Annotated in this window: 18 protein-coding genes, 1 tRNA gene and 1 riboswitch; of the genes, 14 read left to right on the top strand and 5 right to left on the bottom strand. The window is 75.2% G+C overall.

Annotated elements, in window-relative coordinates:
• The first annotated feature begins 292 nt into the window (after positions 1-292).
• From AB0P35_RS12505 to AB0P35_RS12475, 7 genes are all read left to right on the top strand, one after another.
• On the top strand, positions 293-1714 hold the full coding sequence (locus AB0P35_RS12505; RefSeq protein ID WP_095873654.1) for an MFS transporter: 1422 nt from the start codon (positions 293-295) through the stop codon (positions 1712-1714).
• A 498-nt stretch (positions 1715-2212) separates the two neighbouring features.
• The gene (locus tag AB0P35_RS12500; RefSeq protein ID WP_363509810.1) at positions 2213-3790 is read left to right on the top strand and encodes a TROVE domain-containing protein; all 1578 of its coding nucleotides are present in this window, start codon (positions 2213-2215) and stop codon (positions 3788-3790) included.
• Positions 3791-3940: 150 nt separating this feature from the next.
• The gene (gene lhgO / locus AB0P35_RS12495) at positions 3941-5176 is read left to right on the top strand and encodes an L-2-hydroxyglutarate oxidase (protein WP_363509808.1); all 1236 of its coding nucleotides are present in this window, start codon (positions 3941-3943) and stop codon (positions 5174-5176) included.
• A gap of 89 nt (positions 5177-5265) precedes the next feature.
• Positions 5266-6096, top strand: a complete 831-nt coding sequence (gene trmB / locus AB0P35_RS12490) for a tRNA (guanosine(46)-N7)-methyltransferase TrmB (RefSeq protein ID WP_363509806.1) — start codon at positions 5266-5268, stop codon at positions 6094-6096.
• 140 nt (positions 6097-6236) lie between these two features.
• Positions 6237-7487 (top strand): PrsW family intramembrane metalloprotease, encoded by a 1251-nt coding sequence (locus tag AB0P35_RS12485; protein ID WP_363509804.1) that lies wholly within the window; start codon positions 6237-6239, stop codon positions 7485-7487.
• Between the two features lie 65 nt (positions 7488-7552).
• Positions 7553-7626 (top strand) — tRNA-Met (locus AB0P35_RS12480).
• Positions 7627-8109: 483 nt separating this feature from the next.
• Positions 8110-9135: a hypothetical protein gene (locus AB0P35_RS12475; RefSeq protein ID WP_363509802.1), complete on the top strand. Its 1026-nt coding sequence runs from the start codon at positions 8110-8112 to the stop codon at positions 9133-9135.
• Here the strand turns inward: AB0P35_RS12475 and AB0P35_RS12470 are convergent.
• From AB0P35_RS12470 to AB0P35_RS12460, 3 genes are all read right to left on the bottom strand, one after another.
• Positions 9099-9803, bottom strand: a complete 705-nt coding sequence (locus AB0P35_RS12470) for a hypothetical protein (protein ID WP_363509800.1) — start codon at positions 9801-9803, stop codon at positions 9099-9101. The two genes, AB0P35_RS12475 and AB0P35_RS12470, sit on opposite strands and share 37 nt — an antisense overlap.
• Positions 9804-9936: 133 nt before the next feature.
• Positions 9937-10647 (bottom strand): sensor domain-containing protein, encoded by a 711-nt coding sequence (locus AB0P35_RS12465; RefSeq protein WP_095873660.1) that lies wholly within the window; start codon positions 10645-10647, stop codon positions 9937-9939.
• 83 nt (positions 10648-10730) lie between these two features.
• Positions 10731-11345, bottom strand: a complete 615-nt coding sequence (locus AB0P35_RS12460; protein WP_363509798.1) for a GNAT family protein — start codon at positions 11343-11345, stop codon at positions 10731-10733.
• An 80-nt stretch (positions 11346-11425) separates the two neighbouring features.
• Here AB0P35_RS12460 and AB0P35_RS12455 point away from each other — a divergent pair, with 80 nt between their 5' ends.
• Positions 11426-12322: a hypothetical protein gene (locus tag AB0P35_RS12455; protein ID WP_363509796.1), complete on the top strand. Its 897-nt coding sequence runs from the start codon at positions 11426-11428 to the stop codon at positions 12320-12322.
• A gap of 18 nt (positions 12323-12340) precedes the next feature.
• On the opposite strand, the gene AB0P35_RS12450 is transcribed toward AB0P35_RS12455, so the two are convergent.
• Complete coding sequence (locus AB0P35_RS12450) at positions 12341-13111, bottom strand: M23 family metallopeptidase (protein WP_144298635.1); 771 nt, start codon at positions 13109-13111, stop codon at positions 12341-12343.
• Between the two features lie 10 nt (positions 13112-13121).
• A riboswitch (cyclic di-AMP (ydaO/yuaA leader) is annotated at positions 13122-13260 on the bottom strand.
• 248 nt (positions 13261-13508) lie between these two features.
• Between AB0P35_RS12450 and AB0P35_RS12445 the strand changes: the two genes are divergently transcribed.
• Positions 13509-13799: a YiaA/YiaB family inner membrane protein gene (locus AB0P35_RS12445; protein WP_095875516.1), complete on the top strand. Its 291-nt coding sequence runs from the start codon at positions 13509-13511 to the stop codon at positions 13797-13799.
• A gap of 13 nt (positions 13800-13812) precedes the next feature.
• Here AB0P35_RS12445 and AB0P35_RS12440 read toward each other — a convergent pair whose 3' ends face one another.
• Positions 13813-14025 carry a 4-oxalocrotonate tautomerase family protein gene (locus tag AB0P35_RS12440; protein ID WP_095873663.1) on the bottom strand — a complete coding sequence of 71 codons (213 nt, stop codon included), beginning with the start codon at positions 14023-14025 and terminating at the stop codon, positions 13813-13815.
• A gap of 150 nt (positions 14026-14175) precedes the next feature.
• Between AB0P35_RS12440 and AB0P35_RS12435 the strand changes: the two genes are divergently transcribed.
• The 5 genes from AB0P35_RS12435 (at position 14176) to AB0P35_RS12415 (ending at position 16753) form a co-directional block, all read left to right on the top strand.
• Positions 14176-15012: an alpha/beta hydrolase gene (locus tag AB0P35_RS12435; protein ID WP_363509793.1), complete on the top strand. Its 837-nt coding sequence runs from the start codon at positions 14176-14178 to the stop codon at positions 15010-15012.
• Entirely contained in the window at positions 15012-15578 is a 567-nt protein-coding gene (locus tag AB0P35_RS12430; RefSeq protein WP_095873665.1) for a TetR-like C-terminal domain-containing protein, read from the top strand. Before AB0P35_RS12435 ends, AB0P35_RS12430 begins: the two co-directional genes overlap by 1 nt.
• Before the next feature lie 40 nt (positions 15579-15618).
• On the top strand, positions 15619-15801 hold the full coding sequence (locus AB0P35_RS12425; RefSeq protein ID WP_363509791.1) for a hypothetical protein: 183 nt from the start codon (positions 15619-15621) through the stop codon (positions 15799-15801).
• Positions 15802-15959: 158 nt separating this feature from the next.
• Positions 15960-16385: a PaaI family thioesterase gene (locus tag AB0P35_RS12420; protein ID WP_363509789.1), complete on the top strand. Its 426-nt coding sequence runs from the start codon at positions 15960-15962 to the stop codon at positions 16383-16385.
• A 152-nt stretch (positions 16386-16537) separates the two neighbouring features.
• Complete coding sequence (locus AB0P35_RS12415; protein ID WP_363509787.1) at positions 16538-16753, top strand: hypothetical protein; 216 nt, start codon at positions 16538-16540, stop codon at positions 16751-16753.
• Positions 16754-16864: the final 111 nt, after the last annotated feature.

Below are 16864 nucleotides of genomic sequence, written 5' to 3'. Positions count from 1 at the left end.
CCACGGGGTCCAGCGAATCGCCCACCTGCCGCTGCGGCCAGGGGGCACGGGCGGGCGCACATCGGCACGGGACCGGAGCACGGGAGTCCGGGACGGGGCACGGCGGAGCGGCGGGTTCCGCCGCCGGGGCGGCCGGACCGTCGCCGACAGGCCGTTGGGGCGCGCGATCCCGCCATCCGGAATGCGGCCTCTTAACCCTCGGAACCCGTCCGACTACGCTAGGTGCAGCGGGTGGCCGCAATACGCGCGCCATCCTCCGCGCAGGACCTCGCCAGGGGGTGCCACCGCCACCATGACCGCCAGTTCACGAGGGCCGAACGAACGGCTCGGCGCACTCCTGTCCCTCGCGCAGATCAGCAACGCGGGCCTGGCCCGCCGGGTCAACGACCTCGGCGCGCAGCGCGGCCTGACGCTCCGCTACGACAAGACCTCGGTGGCGCGGTGGGTCACCAAGGGCATGGTGCCGCAGCGGCCGGTGCCGCACCTGATCGCGACCGCGCTCGGCAGCAAGCTGGGCCGGCCGGTGCCGCTGGAGGAGATCGGTCTGGGCGACACCCAGCCGACCCCGGAGCTGGGGCTGGAGTTCCCGCGCGAGGTGCCGGAGGCGGTGCGGTCCGCCACCGAGCTGTGGCGGGTCGACCTGGACCTGCGGCGCGGGCCGGGCGGCGGCCGCTGGAGCGACAGCCTGGCCGGCACCTTCTCGGTCTCCGCGTACGCGACGCCGGTCTCCCGCTGGCTGATCACGCCGGCGGACGGCTCGGTGGCGCGCGAGGCCGCGGCGCCGGACCGCTCCGGCCACCGGGTCGGCCACTCGGACGCGGCGAAGCTGCGCGAGGCCGCCCAGGAGGCCCGCCGCTGGGACTCCAAGTACGGCGGCGGGGACTGGCGTTCGTCGATGGTGCCGGAGTGCCTGCGGGTGGAGGCGGCGCCGCTGCTGCTCGGCTCGTACACCGACGCGGTGGGCCGGGCGCTGTTCGGCGCGACGGCCGAACTGACCCGGCTGGCCGGGTGGATGGCCTTCGACACCGGGCAGCACGAGGCGGCGCAGCGGTACTACATCCAGGCGCTGCGCCTGGCCCGGGCGGCCGGCGACGTGCCGCTCGGCGGGTACGTGCTGGCGTCGATGAGCCTGCAGGCGGTGTACCGGAACTTCCCCGAGGAGGCGGTGGACCTCGCGCAGGCCGCGCTGGAGCGCAACCGGGGGCTGGCGACGGCCCGGACGATGAGCTTCTTCCACCTGGTGGAGGCCAGGGCGCAGGCCAGAGCGGGCAATGCGGCGGCCTGTGCGACGGCGCTGGTGGCGGCGGAGGGGGCACTGGACCGCGCCCGGGCCGGCGACGCCGACCCGACCTGGATCGACTTCTACACCTACGACCGGCTGGCGGCGGACGCCGCGGAGTGCTTCCGCGACCTCGGAATGCCGTCCAAGGTGCGGCAGTTCACCCGGGAGGCGCTGGCCCGCCCGACCGAGGGCTATGTGCGCTCGCACGCGCTGCGGTTGGTGGTGTCGGCGATGGCCGAGGCGGAGGCGGGCGACCTGGACGCGGCGGTGGCGGTCGGGGAGCGCGCGGTGGAGGTGGCCGGGCGGATCTCCTCGCAGCGCAGCCGGGAGTACGTGCTGGAGCTGCTGCGCCGCCTGGAGCCCTACCAGGACGAGCGCCGGGTACGGGAGTTGACCGAGCGGGCGCGGCTGGTGCTGGCCGGCTCGCCCTGACGCCGCCGCGGATATTCGGGTGCGCACCCGGTGGCCCGCTGGCTAACGTCTTCCTTGTCCAGGTGCGCAGGCAGGGGTTACTTCCACTGTTAATGGGCGGGTCGCGGGTTCGAGTCCCGCCATCGGCTTTCGGGCCGGTGTAGCTCAGTCGGTAGAGCAGCACACGTCACCTCCGCCGCTTCGGTTCTCTGGACACCTACATGTGCATACGACTGCCACCTCCCGGTGCGCAGGACCGGTTACTTCCTCCAAGAAATGAGCCGGCACCCACTTTTGATCTCGGGAGGCACCGCGCCGGGGCGTCCGGTGCGCAGGCGGGGGTTACTTCATTGGGATCAGGGGGTCCCGGGTTCGAGTCCCGGACGGCCGTGCGCGAGCGCGGCCGGTGGCTCAGCCGGTAGAGCACCTGAATCGTCACCTCCGCCGTGGCCGGCTCGCGTGGCCGGCACGATCTCGGACGCCCTGGCTCGGCATGCCTCCCCGCAGGGGGAATCCACCATGTCTCGCTTCAACCTCCGCCGTGCGCGGACCGTCCCGACCTCGCCCGTGACCACGACCGGGCAGCGCACCGTCAACCACGCGGGCGGCGCCGGCTTCGTGCGGGACGAGAAGTCCGAGCTCTTCCTGCTCGCCGTCGCCAACCTGGTCGGCCAGGACACCTACTACGAGCGCGGCGGCGCCCGCGACGACCGGTACACCGCCCTGGTCCGCTCCCTCGCGGTGAGCGACCCGGAGTGGACGCTCGGCCTGCTGCGCTGGCTGCGGGACGGCGCCGCGATGCGCACCGCCTCGCTGGTCGGCGCCGCCGAGTTCACCCGCGCCCGGCTCGACGCGAAGGCGCCCGGGTACTCCCGGCAGGCCGTCGACGCGGTGCTGCAGCGCCCCGACGAGCCCGGCGAACTGCTCGCGTACTGGACGTCCCGGTACGGGCGCGCGCTGCCGAAGCCGATCAAGCGGGGTGTCGCCGACGCCGCGCGCCGGCTGTACAACGGCCGCGCGCTGCTCAAGTACGACACCGCCTCCAAGGGCTTCCGCTTCGGTGACGTCCTGGAGCTGACGCACCCCGCGCCGCACCCCGGCAAGCCGTGGCAGGGCGAGCTGTTCCGGTACGCGCTGGACCGCCGGCACCGCCCGGACGAGGCCGTGCCGCCGGCCGGCGACGCACTGCTGGCGGCCCACCGCGAGCTGACGGTGCTGCCGGTCGAGCAGCGCCGCGCCGTGGTGACCGGCCCGGGCGGCGCCGAGCGGCTGGCCGCGGCCGGCATGACCTGGGAGGCGCTGGCCGGCTGGCTGCAGGGTCCGCTGGACGCGGCGGTCTGGGAGGCGATCGTCCCGTCGATGGGCCCGATGGCGCTGGTGCGCAACCTGCGCAACTTCGACCAGGCGGGGGTGTCCGACGCGGTGGCCGAGCGGGTCGCCCGGCGGATCTCCGACCCCGGCGAGGTGCAGCGTTCCCGGCAGTTCCCGTTCCGCTACCTGGCCGCGTACCGGCACGCGCCCTCGCTGCGCTGGGGCCACGCGCTGGAGACGGCGCTCGGCCACTCGCTGGCCAACGTCCCGGTGCTGCCCGGCCGCACGCTCGTCCTGGTCGACCGCTCCGGCTCGATGTTCGACCGGCCGAGCGCGCAGACGCAGCTCAACCGGGCGGACTCGGCGGCGGTCTTCGGCACGGCGCTCGCGCTGCGGGCCGCCGACGCGGACCTGGTCGAGTTCGGCACCGGCAGCCGCCGGATCACGCTGCGGCGCGGCGAGTCGGTGCTGAAGGTGCTGGACCGCTTCGGCAGCCTCGGCGGCACCGAGACGGCCAAGGCGGTGCAGAAGCACTACCGCGGTCACGACCGGGTCGTGATCGTCACCGACGAGCAGGCGTACGGCGGTTGGCAGGGCGACCCTCTCGCCGCGGTCCCGGCGCAGGTCCCGGTGTACACCTGGAACCTGGCCGGCTACCGGGCGGGCCACGCGCCCTCCGGCGCCGCCCGGCGGCACACCTTCGGCGGCCTGACCGACGCCGCCTTCCGACTGATCCCCCTGCTGGAGGCCGGCCACGACGCCCACTGGCCGTGGGAGCAGCAGTAGGGCCCTCCGGGGAAACCCGTGAGGGGCGTGCGGGGGCACGTCCCGGTCGAAGGCCGGGGAATTGCCTCCACGCGCCCCCGGCTGCTTCCTCGGGCTGCCCGCGCCGTGGCACGATCGCTGCGGCGGGGGCAGCCGAGCGAAGGGGCCGAGGTGCGCTACGACGTCGACGTACTGGTGGTGGGGGGCGGCATCGTCGGGCTGTCCACGGCGTACGCGCTGACCCGGGCGCAGCCCGGGCTGCGGGTCGCCGTGTTGGAGAAGGAGCAGGATCTCGCCGCGCACCAGACCGGCCGCAACAGCGGGGTGATCCACAGCGGCGTGTACTACCGGCCGGGCTCGCTGAAGGCCCGGTACGCGACCGGCGGTGCCGCCGAGATGGTGGAGTTCTGCCGGGAGCAGGGCATCGCGCACGAGGTCACCGGCAAGCTGATCGTCGCCACCTCGGCGGAGGAACTGCCGCGGCTGGCCGCGCTCGCCGAGCGGGGCCGGGCCAACGGCATCCCGGTGGCGGAGCTGGACGCGGCGGGCATCGCCGACCACGAGCCCGAGGTGCGCGGCGTCGGCGGGCTGCACGTCGGCACGACCGGCATCTGCGACTTCCCGGCGGTGGCCCGCCGGTACGCGCGGCTCGCCGAGGAGAAGGGCGCGGTGCTGCACACCGGTACCGAGCTGCGCGCGGTGGCCCGCCGTGCCGACGGCGTGACCGTGCAGACCTCGGCGGGGGAGCTGCGCTGCGGGGTGCTGGTGAACTGCGCGGGCCTGCACGGCGACCGGGTGGCCCGGATGGCCGGGGACGACCCGGGGGTGCGGATCGTCCCGTTCCGCGGCGAGTACTACGAGCTGGCCGAGCACCGACGCGGACTGGTCCGCGGACTGGTCTACCCGGTGCCGGACCCGGCCTTCCCGTTCCTGGGCGTGCACCTCACCCGCGGGATCCACGGGGACGTGCACGTCGGCCCGAACGCGGTGCCCGCGCTGGCCCGCGAGGGCTACGACTGGCGCACGGTCCGGCCGCGCGACCTCGCCGGGACGGCGCTCTTCCCCGGCACGTGGCGGATCGTCCGCCGGCACTGGCGGTACGAACTGGGCGAGCTGCACCGCTCGCTGTCCCGCAAGGCGTTCACCGCCGCGGTGCAGCGGCTGCTGCCCGCCGTCGCCGCCGAGGACCTGGTGCCCGCGGCGGCCGGGGTGCGGGCCCAGGCGGTGGCCCGGGACGGCACGCTGCTGGACGACTTCGCCTTCGCCGGCTTCGACCCGGACGACCCGGCCTCGGCACGGCGCACCGTCCACGTGCTGAACGCGCCCTCGCCGGCCGCCACCGCCTCGCTGCCGATCGGCCGGGAGGTGGCCCGCCGGGCGCTCGCCGCGCTGGAGGCCGGCGGCTGAGCGGTCGGTGCCGGGCACGGTGCGGGGCGGCGGCGGTGAGACGCGGGCCACGCCGGGCGGCCGACGGATCCTCGTAGACTGGGGCGATTGTGACTGCCACCGCCCCCAGCCCCGAGCTGTCCCCGTCCGCCCGGCTCTCCGCCGCCCCGGCCGCGTACCCGGCGCCGATGTACCCGCACAAGGCCACCGAGGCCCAGCACCGGGAGCGCCGCATCCGCAGCTTCCAGCCGCGCCGCGGCCGGATGACCAACGCCCAGGCCGACGCCCTGGACCGGCTGTGGGAGCAGTACGGCCTGGCGATCGACGGCACCCCGCTCGACCTGACGGCCCTCTTCGGCGACCTGCCGGTCACCCTGGAGATCGGCTTCGGCATGGGCGAGACCACCGCCGCGATGGCCGCCGCCGACTCCTCGACCGGCATCCTCGCCGCGGACGTGCACACGCCCGGCCACGGCAATCTGCTGCAGATGCTGGAGCGCAGCGGTTCGAGCAATGTCCGGCTCGCCGCCGGCGACGCGGTGATCCTGCTGCGCGACATGCTGCCGGACGCCTCGCTGGCCGGCCTGCGGGTCTACTTCGCGGACCCGTGGCCGAAGCCCAAGCACCACAAGCGGCGCCTCGTCCAGCCGCACTTCCTGGAGCTGGTGCTGCCGAAGCTCGCCCCCGGCGCCCTGGTGCACTGCGCCACCGACTGGGAGCACTACGCGGAGCAGATGCTGGACGTGCTCGACGCCTCGCCCGAGCTGGAGAACCTGCACCCCGAGGGTGACGGCAGCGGCTGGCTGGAGCCCGCGCAGCGCCCGGCCGGCAGCGTGCCCGGCTACGCGCCCCGGCCGGACTGGCGGCCGCTCACGAAGTTCGAGCGGGCGGGCCTGGCCAAGGGGCACGTCGTGCACGACCTGCTCTTCCGTCGCCGCTGAGCCATCGGCCGACCTCCGCCACACCCCGGTGGCGACCCTGCGCCACCGGGAGCTGACATGCCGTCACCCCGAGTGATCCGGGGTATACGGATTGTCCCGGGGGCTCCCCCTGCGCCGGAGGCGTCGCCTACGCTTTCCGGGTGAGCCGTCCGCCCAGCGGCAGCCCGTCCCCCCGCACCACGGCCCGCACTGCCGCCGACGAACCGCCCGCGACCCCCGCCGGCACCCGGACCATCCCGGGGCCCCGGGCCGGCGCGGTCCGCCGCCTGCTGCCGCTCTGGACGCGGCTGGAGGCCCTGCACCGCTCGTTGCACTACCCGGCGCTGTCCTCCTCGCTGGCGGCCTTCGCGCTGGCCGGCAGCGGGGTGCTGATCCTTCACCTGGTGCAGCGGCAGACGGGCACCACCGGCCTGCTCGTCGGGCTGGGGCTCGCCCTGCTGCCGCTGCCCTTCGTGCTCGGCTCGCTGGCCTGGCTCAATCAGACCGCCCGGGTACCGCTGCGGCACACCTTGTTCTGTCTGGCCTGGGGCGCCTGCGCGGCCACCACGGTGGCCCTGCTCGCCAACGGCTGGGCCAGCGACTTCCTGGTCGCCCACCAGGGCAGCAGCCGCGGCGAGACGCTCGGCGCCGAGGTCGCCACCCCGCTGATCGAGGAGCTCTGCAAGGGCGCCGCGATCCTCCTCCTGCTGCTGCCCGTCCGGCGGCGGCCCAGCTGCCGGCAGGACCACAGCTGCGCGCTGCTCGCCGACGCGCCCGGGCAGGGCGGGCCGGCGCCCGCCGTCCCCGGCCCGCGCCGGCCGCAGGCCGCGCTGCCCCGGATTCGGCCGCACCTGCGGCCGCTGCCGTACTTCCGCCCGCCGATCCTGCTCGCCCCCGGCAGCCGGACCCACCCCCGGGCCCGGTCCAGCCCGCGGACGCTGGCCGCTGGGCTCGTCCTCGGCGCGATCACCGCCTGCGGCTTCGCCTTCACCGAGAACGCCCTCTACCTGGGCCGCGCCTTCACCGACGACCAGCAGTCCCGGCTGGACTCCATCGGCTTCGGCGAGCCGCCGACGCTGCGCGACTTCGACTCCACGGTGCACACCTTCGTGCTGCGGGCCCTGCTGTCGCCGTTCGCCCACCCGCTGTTCACCGCGCTCACCGGCCTCGGGGTGGCGATCACCCTGACCACCGGGCGCCGCTGGCTCTCCCGGCTCGCCGCGCCGGTCGGCATGGTCGCGGCGGTCGGCCTGCACGGGGTGTGGAACGCGGCCGCCGGGCTGGGGACGGACGGCTTCCTGCTGATCTACGGGCTGGTCATGGTGCCCGCCTTCGCCACCCTGGTCTGCCTGGCGGTCTGGGCCCGCGCCCGGCGCTCCCGACAGCCGGCCCGCCCACCGCTGGAGGCGTGACCGGCACCCCTGCGGGGAATGGATTTCCCTTCCGTGCGTCCGTCACGTAGTGTTGGGTTCACCGACGCGGGGTGGAGCAGCTCGGTAGCTCGCTGGGCTCATAACCCAGAGGTCGCAGGTTCAAATCCTGTCCCCGCTACTCAGTAGCACGAAGGCCCGGCAGATCATCTGCCGGGCCTTCGTCGTGTCCGGTGCCGTTTCCGGTGTCGTGCCCGAGGCCCGCCGGCCGCCGATCCGGGTACTGGCGGTACCCGGAAAATCCGTTGCCCTCCTCCGGAGCGCGTGCCTAAGGTGGCCGCACACTGAAAGGAGGTGATCCTGAGTTGAGTACCACCAGGATGCGTGAGGTGGCTGCTCGCTAGAGCCGCCCCTGCCTGTGCAGTGTGTGGGGCCTGACGGCCTCCGGCGGCAGGCGCAGACCCAAGCAGTCACCCGGCCCGCGGGCTCACCGGTACGTCCCCGGTGCCTCGGCCGCCGGTCCCTCGCGGACCGGCGGCGGGGAAGCAGCCCGCGGGCCGTCTGCATGTCCGGGCCCGGTGCGGGCGCCCTCCCGGCCGGTGCGGCGACCTCCCGGAGTGACCGGGCGGTCCGCTACAGTCACTGCGGACCACAGGGGACCGGGGTGGGGGGGTGGCTCGGGGTGGAGCTGGAGCGCGGTGGACAGCCGGTGCCGGCGGTACGGATCGGGCTGGCCGGGGTGGTCGGCGCCGGGCTGGTCGGCCTGGTGCTGCACGCGCTGGCGAGCGAGCACGGGATGCGGGCGCTCGGCGGCGGCCTGGTGGTCGCGGCGACCTTCGCGGTCGGCGGTGGCCTGCTCGGCTTTCTCTTCGGCATCCCCAAGCTGCTGACCAGCGGCGCGGCGGCCCACCCGGACGACCAGGCGGCGACCTCCACCGCGAGCTACGCGCCCAACACCAACCTGGAGCAGGTCTCCGACTGGCTGACCAAGATCCTGCTCGGCGCCGGCCTCACCCAGATCGGCACCCTGCCGCGGCGGCTGCGCGAGCTCGGCGAGGCCCTCGCCCCCGCGGTCGGCGGCGGCCCGGGCGCGGCCGGTTTCGCGGCGGCGCTCTCGGTGTACTTCACCGTCCTCGGCTTCCTCTCGGGCTGGCTGGTGACCCGGCTGCTGCTCGCCCGGGCGCTCTCCGCCGCCGACCGGCAGACCCTCGCCGACTCGGTGAACCAGACGGTGCTGGCCGCCGAGTCACTGAACTTCACCCCGCGGCAGGTGCGGGACCTCTTCGAGACCGGTGTCGAGGGCCTGCGGGTGCAGGCGCTCGCCCTGCTGCAGGGCAAGCCGGATCCGGAGAACCTGGACCTCGTCGTCTCGGCGATCGACCGGCACCTGTCGCCCTTCGAGCTCCTGCAGGCCCTGCTCGCCGCCAAGGCGATGCTGGACCGGCCGGAGCTGACCGCCGAACAGCGGGCGGCGCTGCGCGCGGCGGTCGCCTACAAGATCCGCAACACCCGGAACGTGCCGCCCTACTCGCGGCGGCGGGCGGTCGCGGAGGAGGTGCTGCGCAAGGTGCCCGCCCCCGGCGGGCCGGCCCAGGAGGGCGAGGGCGGCGGTGACGCCCGTCCGGAGGGCGCCGAGGTGCCGCCGATCCCGGCTCAGGTGCGGGCGCCGGAGGAGCCGGCCGCCCCCTGACGGCGGCGGGCGGCCCGCAGCCGCAGCACCCGGCGGTCCAGCCCCTCGGCCCTCAGCACGGTGATCCTGCTGGTGACGCCGTGCCGGCCGAGCGCGGCGCGGAGCCCGTCGAGGTGGGGGCAGCGCCGGCCGGCGCCGTCGTGCAGCGGGTGCACGCGGACCTCGCCGGCCGGGTCGGTCACCCGCACGAGTTCGAGCAGGGCGGCCAGCTGCTCGTCCGGGCCGAACCGCTCCGGGTAGGCGAACAGCAGGTACGAGCTGAGGGTGAGTGCGAAGGTGCCGTCGGCGAACGGCAGACGGGGTAACTCGGCCGCCACGTAGCGGTCGGGGTGGGCGGCGCGGTCGGCCGCGAAGAGTGCCCGGGCCCGGTCCCAGCTGCGCAGGTACTTGTCGTACCGCAGGTGGCGGGCCGCCGGGTACCGGCCGGGGGTGCTGCGCATCTGGGCGGCCATCGCGTCCCGCCCGGCGCGGGCGAGGCCGGCGAGCACGGCCGGCGGGGCGGCGTACAGCGGGTCGGCGGCGACCACCCGGCAGCCGAGCGCGCGGGCCTCGGCGGCGAGCCCGGCGGCGCCGCCGGGGCAGTCCAGCAGCGGGCCGGGCAGGTCGCGCAGCGCGGCCCGGCTGAGGCCGAAGAACGCGCAGTACTCGTCGAGCGGACGGGACGTCACCAGCACGGCGGCTCCCTCACGGACGGGCGGTGCCGGGGCACGGTACGGGCTCATCGGACCACGGCCCGCGACGGCCCGCATCCGGGCGTCCGGGGCCGCGGACGCCCGGAGGGAGAGGGGTGTCCGGTGCCGCTCAGCGGGCGCCGAGCAGGCCGCGGACGGCGAGCCGGTTGACCCCGGTGAGCCCGCGGACCAGCAGCGGGGTGAGCAGCACCAGGGCGATGCCCACCGCCGAGACGCCGGCGATCTGCGCGGGCGAGGTGATGTAGTACTCGTGGTGCCGGCCGGCGTCGGTGGTGAACTCGAACACCCGGTAGCCGGGCCAGTCGGTGTACCGGGCGAACACCCAGTGGTAGAGCGGGTACAGCGCGACCACCCAGCCGGTGACCAGGAAGGTCACGGTGAGGGCGAAGCTCAGCACCGCCCAGGGGAACATCAGCACCTGGTGCAGCACCGCCCGCCAGCCGGCGCCGTCGGCCAGCCGGGCGGTGACGGTGCCCCAGAAGCCGGGGCGCTTCGGGCGGACCGGCTCCGGCGCGGCCACGGGCGTGCCGAGCAGGACGCGGGCGCGGTGGCGCTCCAGCGAGCCGAAGCCGCGCGCCAGCACCAGCAGCAGGGCCAGCACCGGCAGGCCGAGCGCGGTGACCAGCAGGCCGAGGCCGGCCGAGAAGAGCGTCACCGCGACGGTGAAGGCGGCGATCGCGACCGGCAGGCCGGTCAGCACGAAGCCGATCTCGCGGTAGGTGGCGGCCGCGAACGGCGCCCGCAGGAAGCCGGGCCGCCGGGCGGCGGGCACGTCGGACCGGTACGGCGCGGTGGTCGGGTTCAGCGGTGCGGTGGTCATCTGGGGCCCCTCGGTGTCCGTCTGGAGTGACGGTTCCACGGTGCCGGAGCCGGACGCCCGGGGTAATCCGGCCCACCGGCGGGTCAGGGGTGGGGCTGTCCCCACCCCTCCCCTGCGGCGGGCCGTACCCACTCGTCCTCCAGCAGGGAGAACAGCAGGGAGTCGTGCCAGGCGCCGCGCAGCAACTGGTCGTGCCGGATCCGGCCCTCCTGCCGGAAGCCGGCCCGGGTGAGCACCCGGGCCGAGGCGGTGTTCGCCGGGTCGACCCGGGCGGCGAGCCGGTGCAGGCCGAGCGTCCCGAAGGCGAATCCGCAGAGCAGCGCGGTGATCTCGCCGGCGTAGCCGTTGCCCCAGGTGTCCCGGCGCAGCGCACAGCCCAGCGAGGCGGCGCGGTGCCCTTCGAGGCCGAGGACGGCGCTGCCGATCGGCGGGGCCTCGTCGCCCTCCTCGCGCAGGGTCACGGCGAGCCGGTAGACGGTGCGCGGGTCCTGCTCGGCCTCGTCGAGGTACAGCTCGATCTGGTCGGCGCACTCCTCCTCGTCGCGCGGCTCGAAGGGCAGGTACCGGGCGGCCTCCGGGTCGCCGAACACGGCGAACAGGGCGTGGACGTCCTCCGGGGCGAGCCGGAACTCGCGGATCGCCAGGCGCGGCCCGGCCAACCGGACCTGGCGCACCGTCCGGACCTGTTCGGGTGTCATGGCCGCCGACCCTACCCCGGGCCTGACCCCGCGGGCCCCGGATGCCGCGCTGCGGGCCCCGCACCGGTTACGGTACCGGCGTGAACGACGAAGACCTGCAGCTCATCCCCCGTACCCGCGCCGAGGAGCTGCTCGACTGGGCGGACGCCCAGGGCCTGCCCACGGTGCCGGAGGAAGCGGCCCGGCAGGTGCTGGCGCTGCTGGAGCTGAGCGGCGCGCCACTGCACGACGGCTGGCCCGAACTGGGCTCGGCGGTACTGGAACAACTGCTGCACGAGCGGCTCCACCTGTACGTGCAGCCGGACGGCGACCCCGGCGCGTACGGCGCGGCCGTGCGGCTGCTCATCGACCACCAGCGGGCGGTTCGCCGGCTGAACGCCAAACGGCAGGAACGGCTGCACGCGGAGGCGGACTGGCAGGGCGAGCTGCTGGGAACGCTGCTGCGGCGGCCGCAGCTGCTCACCTGGCCCCGGCTCTACACCCTGCTGCTGCGCGCGGACGGGGTGGACACCGCGGACACCGACGCCGTCCGGGCCTGGCTGGACGGCTTCCGCGCGCTGGAGCCCGCGGACCGGACGGCGGCGTACGCGGCGCTGGTCGACACCGGCGCGCTGGACCCGATGTCCGGGGCCGACGCCGCCCTCGGCTGGGGCGAGGCGCACCTGCTGTCGATCGGGATGGCGACCGACGGCGCGCGGCGGCTGCTGGAGTACGGGCTGATGCAGCGCAGCTACCGCAACCTGGCGGCGCTGACCGCGCTCGGCGAGCCGATGCCGTACGAGCTGCGGGGCGAGTTCGAGGACTTCGAGCAGGTGGTGGCGGACGTCGCGCTCTGGCTGTGCGGGCAGTGGACCGTCCCGGGGTTGCCCGCCCTGCTGGTGGCCGACTACCCGGACCTGGCCCCCGAACCGGGCACCGCCGAACTGGAGGCGTACGCCGCGGCCCGCCAGGAACCGGAAGGGGACGCCCACGCGTAGGGGCGCTTCGATGAGCGCCTAGGGCTGGACGCCGTGGGAGCGGAGCCAGCTCAGGGGGTCGACGGGGGCGCCGCCGGCGGGGCGGACCTCCAGGTGGAGGCGGGGGGTGGTGACGCTGCCGGTGGCGCCGACCGCGCCGAGGACGGTGCCGCGCTCGACCGGGCCGTCGGTGACGGCGAGCCGGTTGAGGTGGCAGTACCAGATCTCGGTGCCGTCGGGCAGGGTCTCGACGATCCGGTAGCCGTAGGAGCCGGCCCAGCCGGCCGAGGTGACGGTGCCGTTGCCGACGGCGGTGACCGGGGTGCCGGTGGCGGCCTGGAAGTCGAGGCCGGTGTGCAGGTGGGCCCAGTGGCCGGTGGGGCCGTACTGCGCGCCGAGGGTGTAGCCGGTGGTCGGCAGGGCGAGCGCGGTGGCGTCCACCGCGGCCTGGGCGGCGCGGCGCGCCGCGGCCTCCTGGGCGGCGGCGAGGCGGGCGGCCTCGTCGGCGGCGGTGCGGTGGTCGGCCTGCTGCTGGATGCGGGCGGCGAGGGCGAGGCCCGGGTCGGCGGCGTCGGCCGCCTGGTCGGGGGCGGTCACCGCGGGTTCGGCGGCGGCGGCCGGGCCGGCTGCGGCCGCGGTCATGCCGGCGGCGCCGAGGGTGGCGGCCATGGTGGCGGTGACGCCGAGCAGCGGGCTGCCGCTCCTGGTCTGGCGGGGTACCCGGTGGCGGGCCTGGTCGGCCTGGTCCCAGGGGTGGTCGAGGAGCTGGGTGGCTGCGGCGGTGGGGTCCGCCGAGTGCGTCGACGCCACGGGGCGCACTCCTTTCCTTCCCTCTCGCCGACCGGGTTAGCTGACGGGTTCGGAGCAGGAAGGTCTCCTACGGCTGGGCCACCGGCCCTGCCGATTCACCCCAAGGAACGTGGTTCCCCGGTTCCCGGGGCCACCGGCGAAGGCAGACCGCGGGATTGAGCGACACGCGCACGGTGCCGTGTCGGTACGGCGTTGCCGACCGCGCTGCGTTATCAAACGTTAATGCCGTGCCCGCCTTGATTCCAAGCGTCTGCGGAGGTGGATTCGTAAGGGCTGCGGGCGAAATGGGCTATTTGCCATGGATTGCGAAACGGCCCCTGACGGAGGGTGATCGGACACTCCGGAGTGAGTATCCGTACTCATGCAAGCCCGCCGCGGCTCCGGGACCCTGCAGAGCATGAGCGCACCGATGCAGCCCCGCACCACGGCCGCGTACTACGTGCAGGCCGTCCTGTCCTTCGCCCTCGCCACCGCCGCCCTGGCGATCGGGATCGTCCGCCTCCCGGTGGACGCCTGGATGCGCGCCTTCCTGGCGGTCGCCCTGCTGTACGTGATCACGTCGTCGTTCACGCTGGCCAAGGTGGTCCGCGACCGCCAGGACGCCGGCGACCTGGTCTCCCGGGTCGACCAGGCCAGGCTGGAGAAGCTGCTGGCCGAGCACGACCCCTTCCGGACGGAGGGCCTCTGACCGGTCGCGGCGGTCAGCTGCCGGAGGCGGCGGCGCGGGCCCGCTTGGCGGCGAAGGTCTCGCCGCCGGCGGCCCAGTTCTCGGCCGGGACCTCCTCGACGACCACCCAGACGTTGGCCGGGTCCATTCCGGTGGCCCGGGCGTAGGCGGCGGTGAGCTCGCGGGCGATCTCGGCGCGCTGCTCCTCGGTGCGGCCGGCCAGCTGCTTGACGGTGATGAAGGGCATGACGCCTCCGGTCTCTCGACTCTCGGTCCGGTCTCGGTCCGGCGGCACGGTACCGCAGGCCGCATCCACCTCCTTGACAGCTATGGCTATTAGCCTTAGCTTTATGGCTACGGGCAATCAGCCGCGTCAGCGAGGCCAAGGAGGCCGGCCGTGAACGACACCCAGCACGCCCCGCAGACCCGTCACCTGGACGTTCCCGGCGGCCGGCTGGCGTACGACGACACGGAGCGGGGTGCCGGCGTCCCGGTCGTCCTGCTGCCCGGGATGCTCGACCTGCGGGCGGCCTACCGGCACCTGCACCCGCTGCTCACCGCCGCCGGACACCGGGTGGTCACCATGGACCTGCGCGGCATGGGCGAGTCCTCGACCGCGTGGGACGACTACTCGCCGACCGCGATCGCCGGCGACGTCCGCGCCCTGCTCGACCACCTGGGCATCGCACGCGCCGTCCTGGTCGGCAGCTCGTACACCGGCGCCACCGTGGTGCGGGTCGCCGCGGACGCGCCGGAGCGGGTCGCCGGGATCGTCCTGATCGACGCCTTCTTCGAGAACTTCCCGCCCACCCTGCTGCAGAGGGCCATGGTCGGCCTGCTCGGCCCGGCCGTCACGTGGTTCCCGGCACTGTGGGGCGCCGCGCAGAAGCTCTACTTCCCGACCGCACGGCCGGCCGACTTCGACGAGTACCGGGCCCGGCTGGTCGCCTCGCTCAAGCGGCCGGGCCGCCGCGCGGCGATCCGCGGCTACGTCCGCGGCGAATCCGCGCCGACCGGCTGGGGCGCCGGCGTGACCTGCCCCGCGCTGGTCGTGATGGGCAGCCGCGACCCCGACTTCCCCGACCCGGCCGCGCTCGCCGAGCGGCAGGCCGAGGCGCTGCGCGGACGTAAGGTGATCATCGAGGGCGGCGGCCACTACCCGATGGCCGGGTACCCGCAGGCCACCGCCGACGCCCTGCTGCCCTTCCTGACCGAAGTGAACGAGGTCACCTGATGCCCAGGGCCGGTCTGACCCCCGCCGCCGTCGTCGACCACGCGCTCGGGCTGCTCGACGAGCAGGGCCCGGAGGCCCTCACCCTGGCCGCCGTGGCCGGCCGGGCCGGCGTGGCCACCCCCTCGCTCTACAAGCACGTCTCCGGCGGGCTGGGCGAGCTGCGCGGGCTGATCGCCGTCCGGGTGACCGGCGAGCTGACCGAGCGGTTGTCGGGCGCGGTGCTCGGCCGCGGCGGGGACGAGGCGCTCGCCGCGCTGATCGACGCCTACGTCGACTACGCGGTGCGCCATCCGCACCGGTACGCGGCGTTGCCGCAGGCCCCGCAGGACGACCCGGAGCTGACCGCGGCGGCCGGCCGGCTGGTCGAGGTGATCCTGGCGGTGCTGCGGGGGTACGGCCTGACCGGCTCCGAGCTGGTCCACGCGGCCCGGACGGTCCGCGCCGCGGCGCACGGCTTCGCCTCGCTGAGCACCGCCGGCGGCTTCCGGCTCGCCGAGGACCCGGCGACCACCCGGCAGCGGCTGACCGGGGTGCTGGTGGCGGGTCTGCGCGACTGGCCGCGCTGAACGACCGTGACCCGGCGGCGTCCCGCGCGTTGTGCAGGGCATGAAGAAGCGCAGCATGCTCGCCTTTGCCTCGCTCGCCGTCGGCGTCGTCGCCTCGCTGACCGCTCCGAGCGCCCACGCCGACGGGTCGCAGCACCGCACCGGAGACGGCCGGACGGTCACCGGCACCGAGCTCCCGGACACCGCGGCCGAGCTGCCGGTCGAGGACGCCGACCTCACCTGAGCCCGGGCGGCCGCCGCCGCCCGCCCCCACCTCCACGGGCCCGCGCCGACCGGCGCGGGCCTCGGTGCTGTCCGGGGCCGCCGGGACCGGGGTTGACGCGGGGCGGGTCGGCGGCGGAAGGTGCTGGGGCACCCCGCCCCTCGCACCAGGACCTCGCCATGGACACCGTCACCGACCGCCTCCGCAGCAATCTCACCGGCCAGCCGCTGCTGGCGACCCTGGGGGTGGAGATCGTCGAGCTGGCCCGCGGCCGGGTGGTGCTCGACCTGCCGGTGCGGCCCGGGGTGACCCAGCAGAACGGTTTCGTGCACGCCGGCGCGATATCCACGCTCGCCGACGCGGCGGCCGGGGCGGCCGCGCTCTCCCTGATGCCCGAGGGCAAGGACGTGCTCAGCGTGGAGTTCAAGCTCAACCTGCTGAGCCCCGGGGTGGGTGAGCGGCTGCGCGCCACCGGCACGGTCGTCCGCAGCGGGCGCACCATCACCGTCGTGGGTGCGGAGGTCCGTTCGGTCAGCGGTGGCATCCCCGGCAAGGAGGTCGCGCTGCTCCAGGGCACGATGATCGCCGTGGAGCACACCCGGTGAACGCCGGCGCGGGGGACGGCCGGGGCGGGTTCCGGGACAGCTCTGTCACCGAATCCGGACAGCGGAGGCCGTCGGACGGGGTAGGCCGGGTGGTGGAGGACGGTGCGCGGCAGCCCGGCGGCGCCCGGCAGGGACACGGAGGACGTGGAGAGATGACGAAGACGGCCAGAAGCACCGCGCCAGCCACCGGACTCATCCCCGGGCAGCGCCCGCCGGTCGAGCCGCCGGTCGTTCCGGCCGCCGACGCACCGCCGGCCGGCGGGCTCGCCGCGCTGCGCCGGGCCTTCGCGGTCGCCCGCGGCCTGTGCACCCTGCGGCCGGTGCCGGCGCGGGTCCAGGAGCCGTACGGGGAAGTGGACGGCCAGTGACGGATTGACGCGGCGTCATGCCGAAATCCCGCTTTTTGACGCGTTCAAATCATCAATCCGGTGATCTGTTCACACATACGTAGGATCATCATCCTAGAATTCGCCGCGTGA

The sequence above is a fragment of the Kitasatospora sp. NPDC085879 genome (assembly GCF_040686255.1).
Taxonomy (GTDB): domain Bacteria; phylum Actinomycetota; class Actinomycetes; order Streptomycetales; family Streptomycetaceae; genus Kitasatospora.
Note: the sequence above shows the minus strand (reverse complement) of the source record. Positions and strands in the feature narration are given on the sequence as shown.

What these genes read in the sequence shown, in the direction of transcription:
- AB0P35_RS12505 (WP_095873654.1), top strand. Translation starts at nt 293, where the DNA reads ATGACCGCCAGTTCACGAGGGCCGAACGAACGGCTCGGCGCACTCCTG.
- AB0P35_RS12500 (WP_363509810.1), top strand. Translation starts at nt 2,213, where the DNA reads ATGTCTCGCTTCAACCTCCGCCGTGCGCGGACCGTCCCGACCTCGCCC.
- AB0P35_RS12465 (WP_095873660.1), bottom strand. Translation starts at nt 10,647, where the DNA reads ATGACCACCGCACCGCTGAACCCGACCACCGCGCCGTACCGGTCCGAC.
- AB0P35_RS12460 (WP_363509798.1), bottom strand. Translation starts at nt 11,345, where the DNA reads ATGACACCCGAACAGGTCCGGACGGTGCGCCAGGTCCGGTTGGCCGGG.
- AB0P35_RS12445 (WP_095875516.1), top strand. Translation starts at nt 13,509, where the DNA reads ATGAGCGCACCGATGCAGCCCCGCACCACGGCCGCGTACTACGTGCAG.
- AB0P35_RS12440 (WP_095873663.1), bottom strand. Translation starts at nt 14,025, where the DNA reads ATGCCCTTCATCACCGTCAAGCAGCTGGCCGGCCGCACCGAGGAGCAG.
- AB0P35_RS12430 (WP_095873665.1), top strand. Translation starts at nt 15,012, where the DNA reads ATGCCCAGGGCCGGTCTGACCCCCGCCGCCGTCGTCGACCACGCGCTC.
- AB0P35_RS12425 (WP_363509791.1), top strand. Translation starts at nt 15,619, where the DNA reads ATGAAGAAGCGCAGCATGCTCGCCTTTGCCTCGCTCGCCGTCGGCGTC.
- AB0P35_RS12420 (WP_363509789.1), top strand. Translation starts at nt 15,960, where the DNA reads ATGGACACCGTCACCGACCGCCTCCGCAGCAATCTCACCGGCCAGCCG.
- AB0P35_RS12415 (WP_363509787.1), top strand. Translation starts at nt 16,538, where the DNA reads ATGACGAAGACGGCCAGAAGCACCGCGCCAGCCACCGGACTCATCCCC.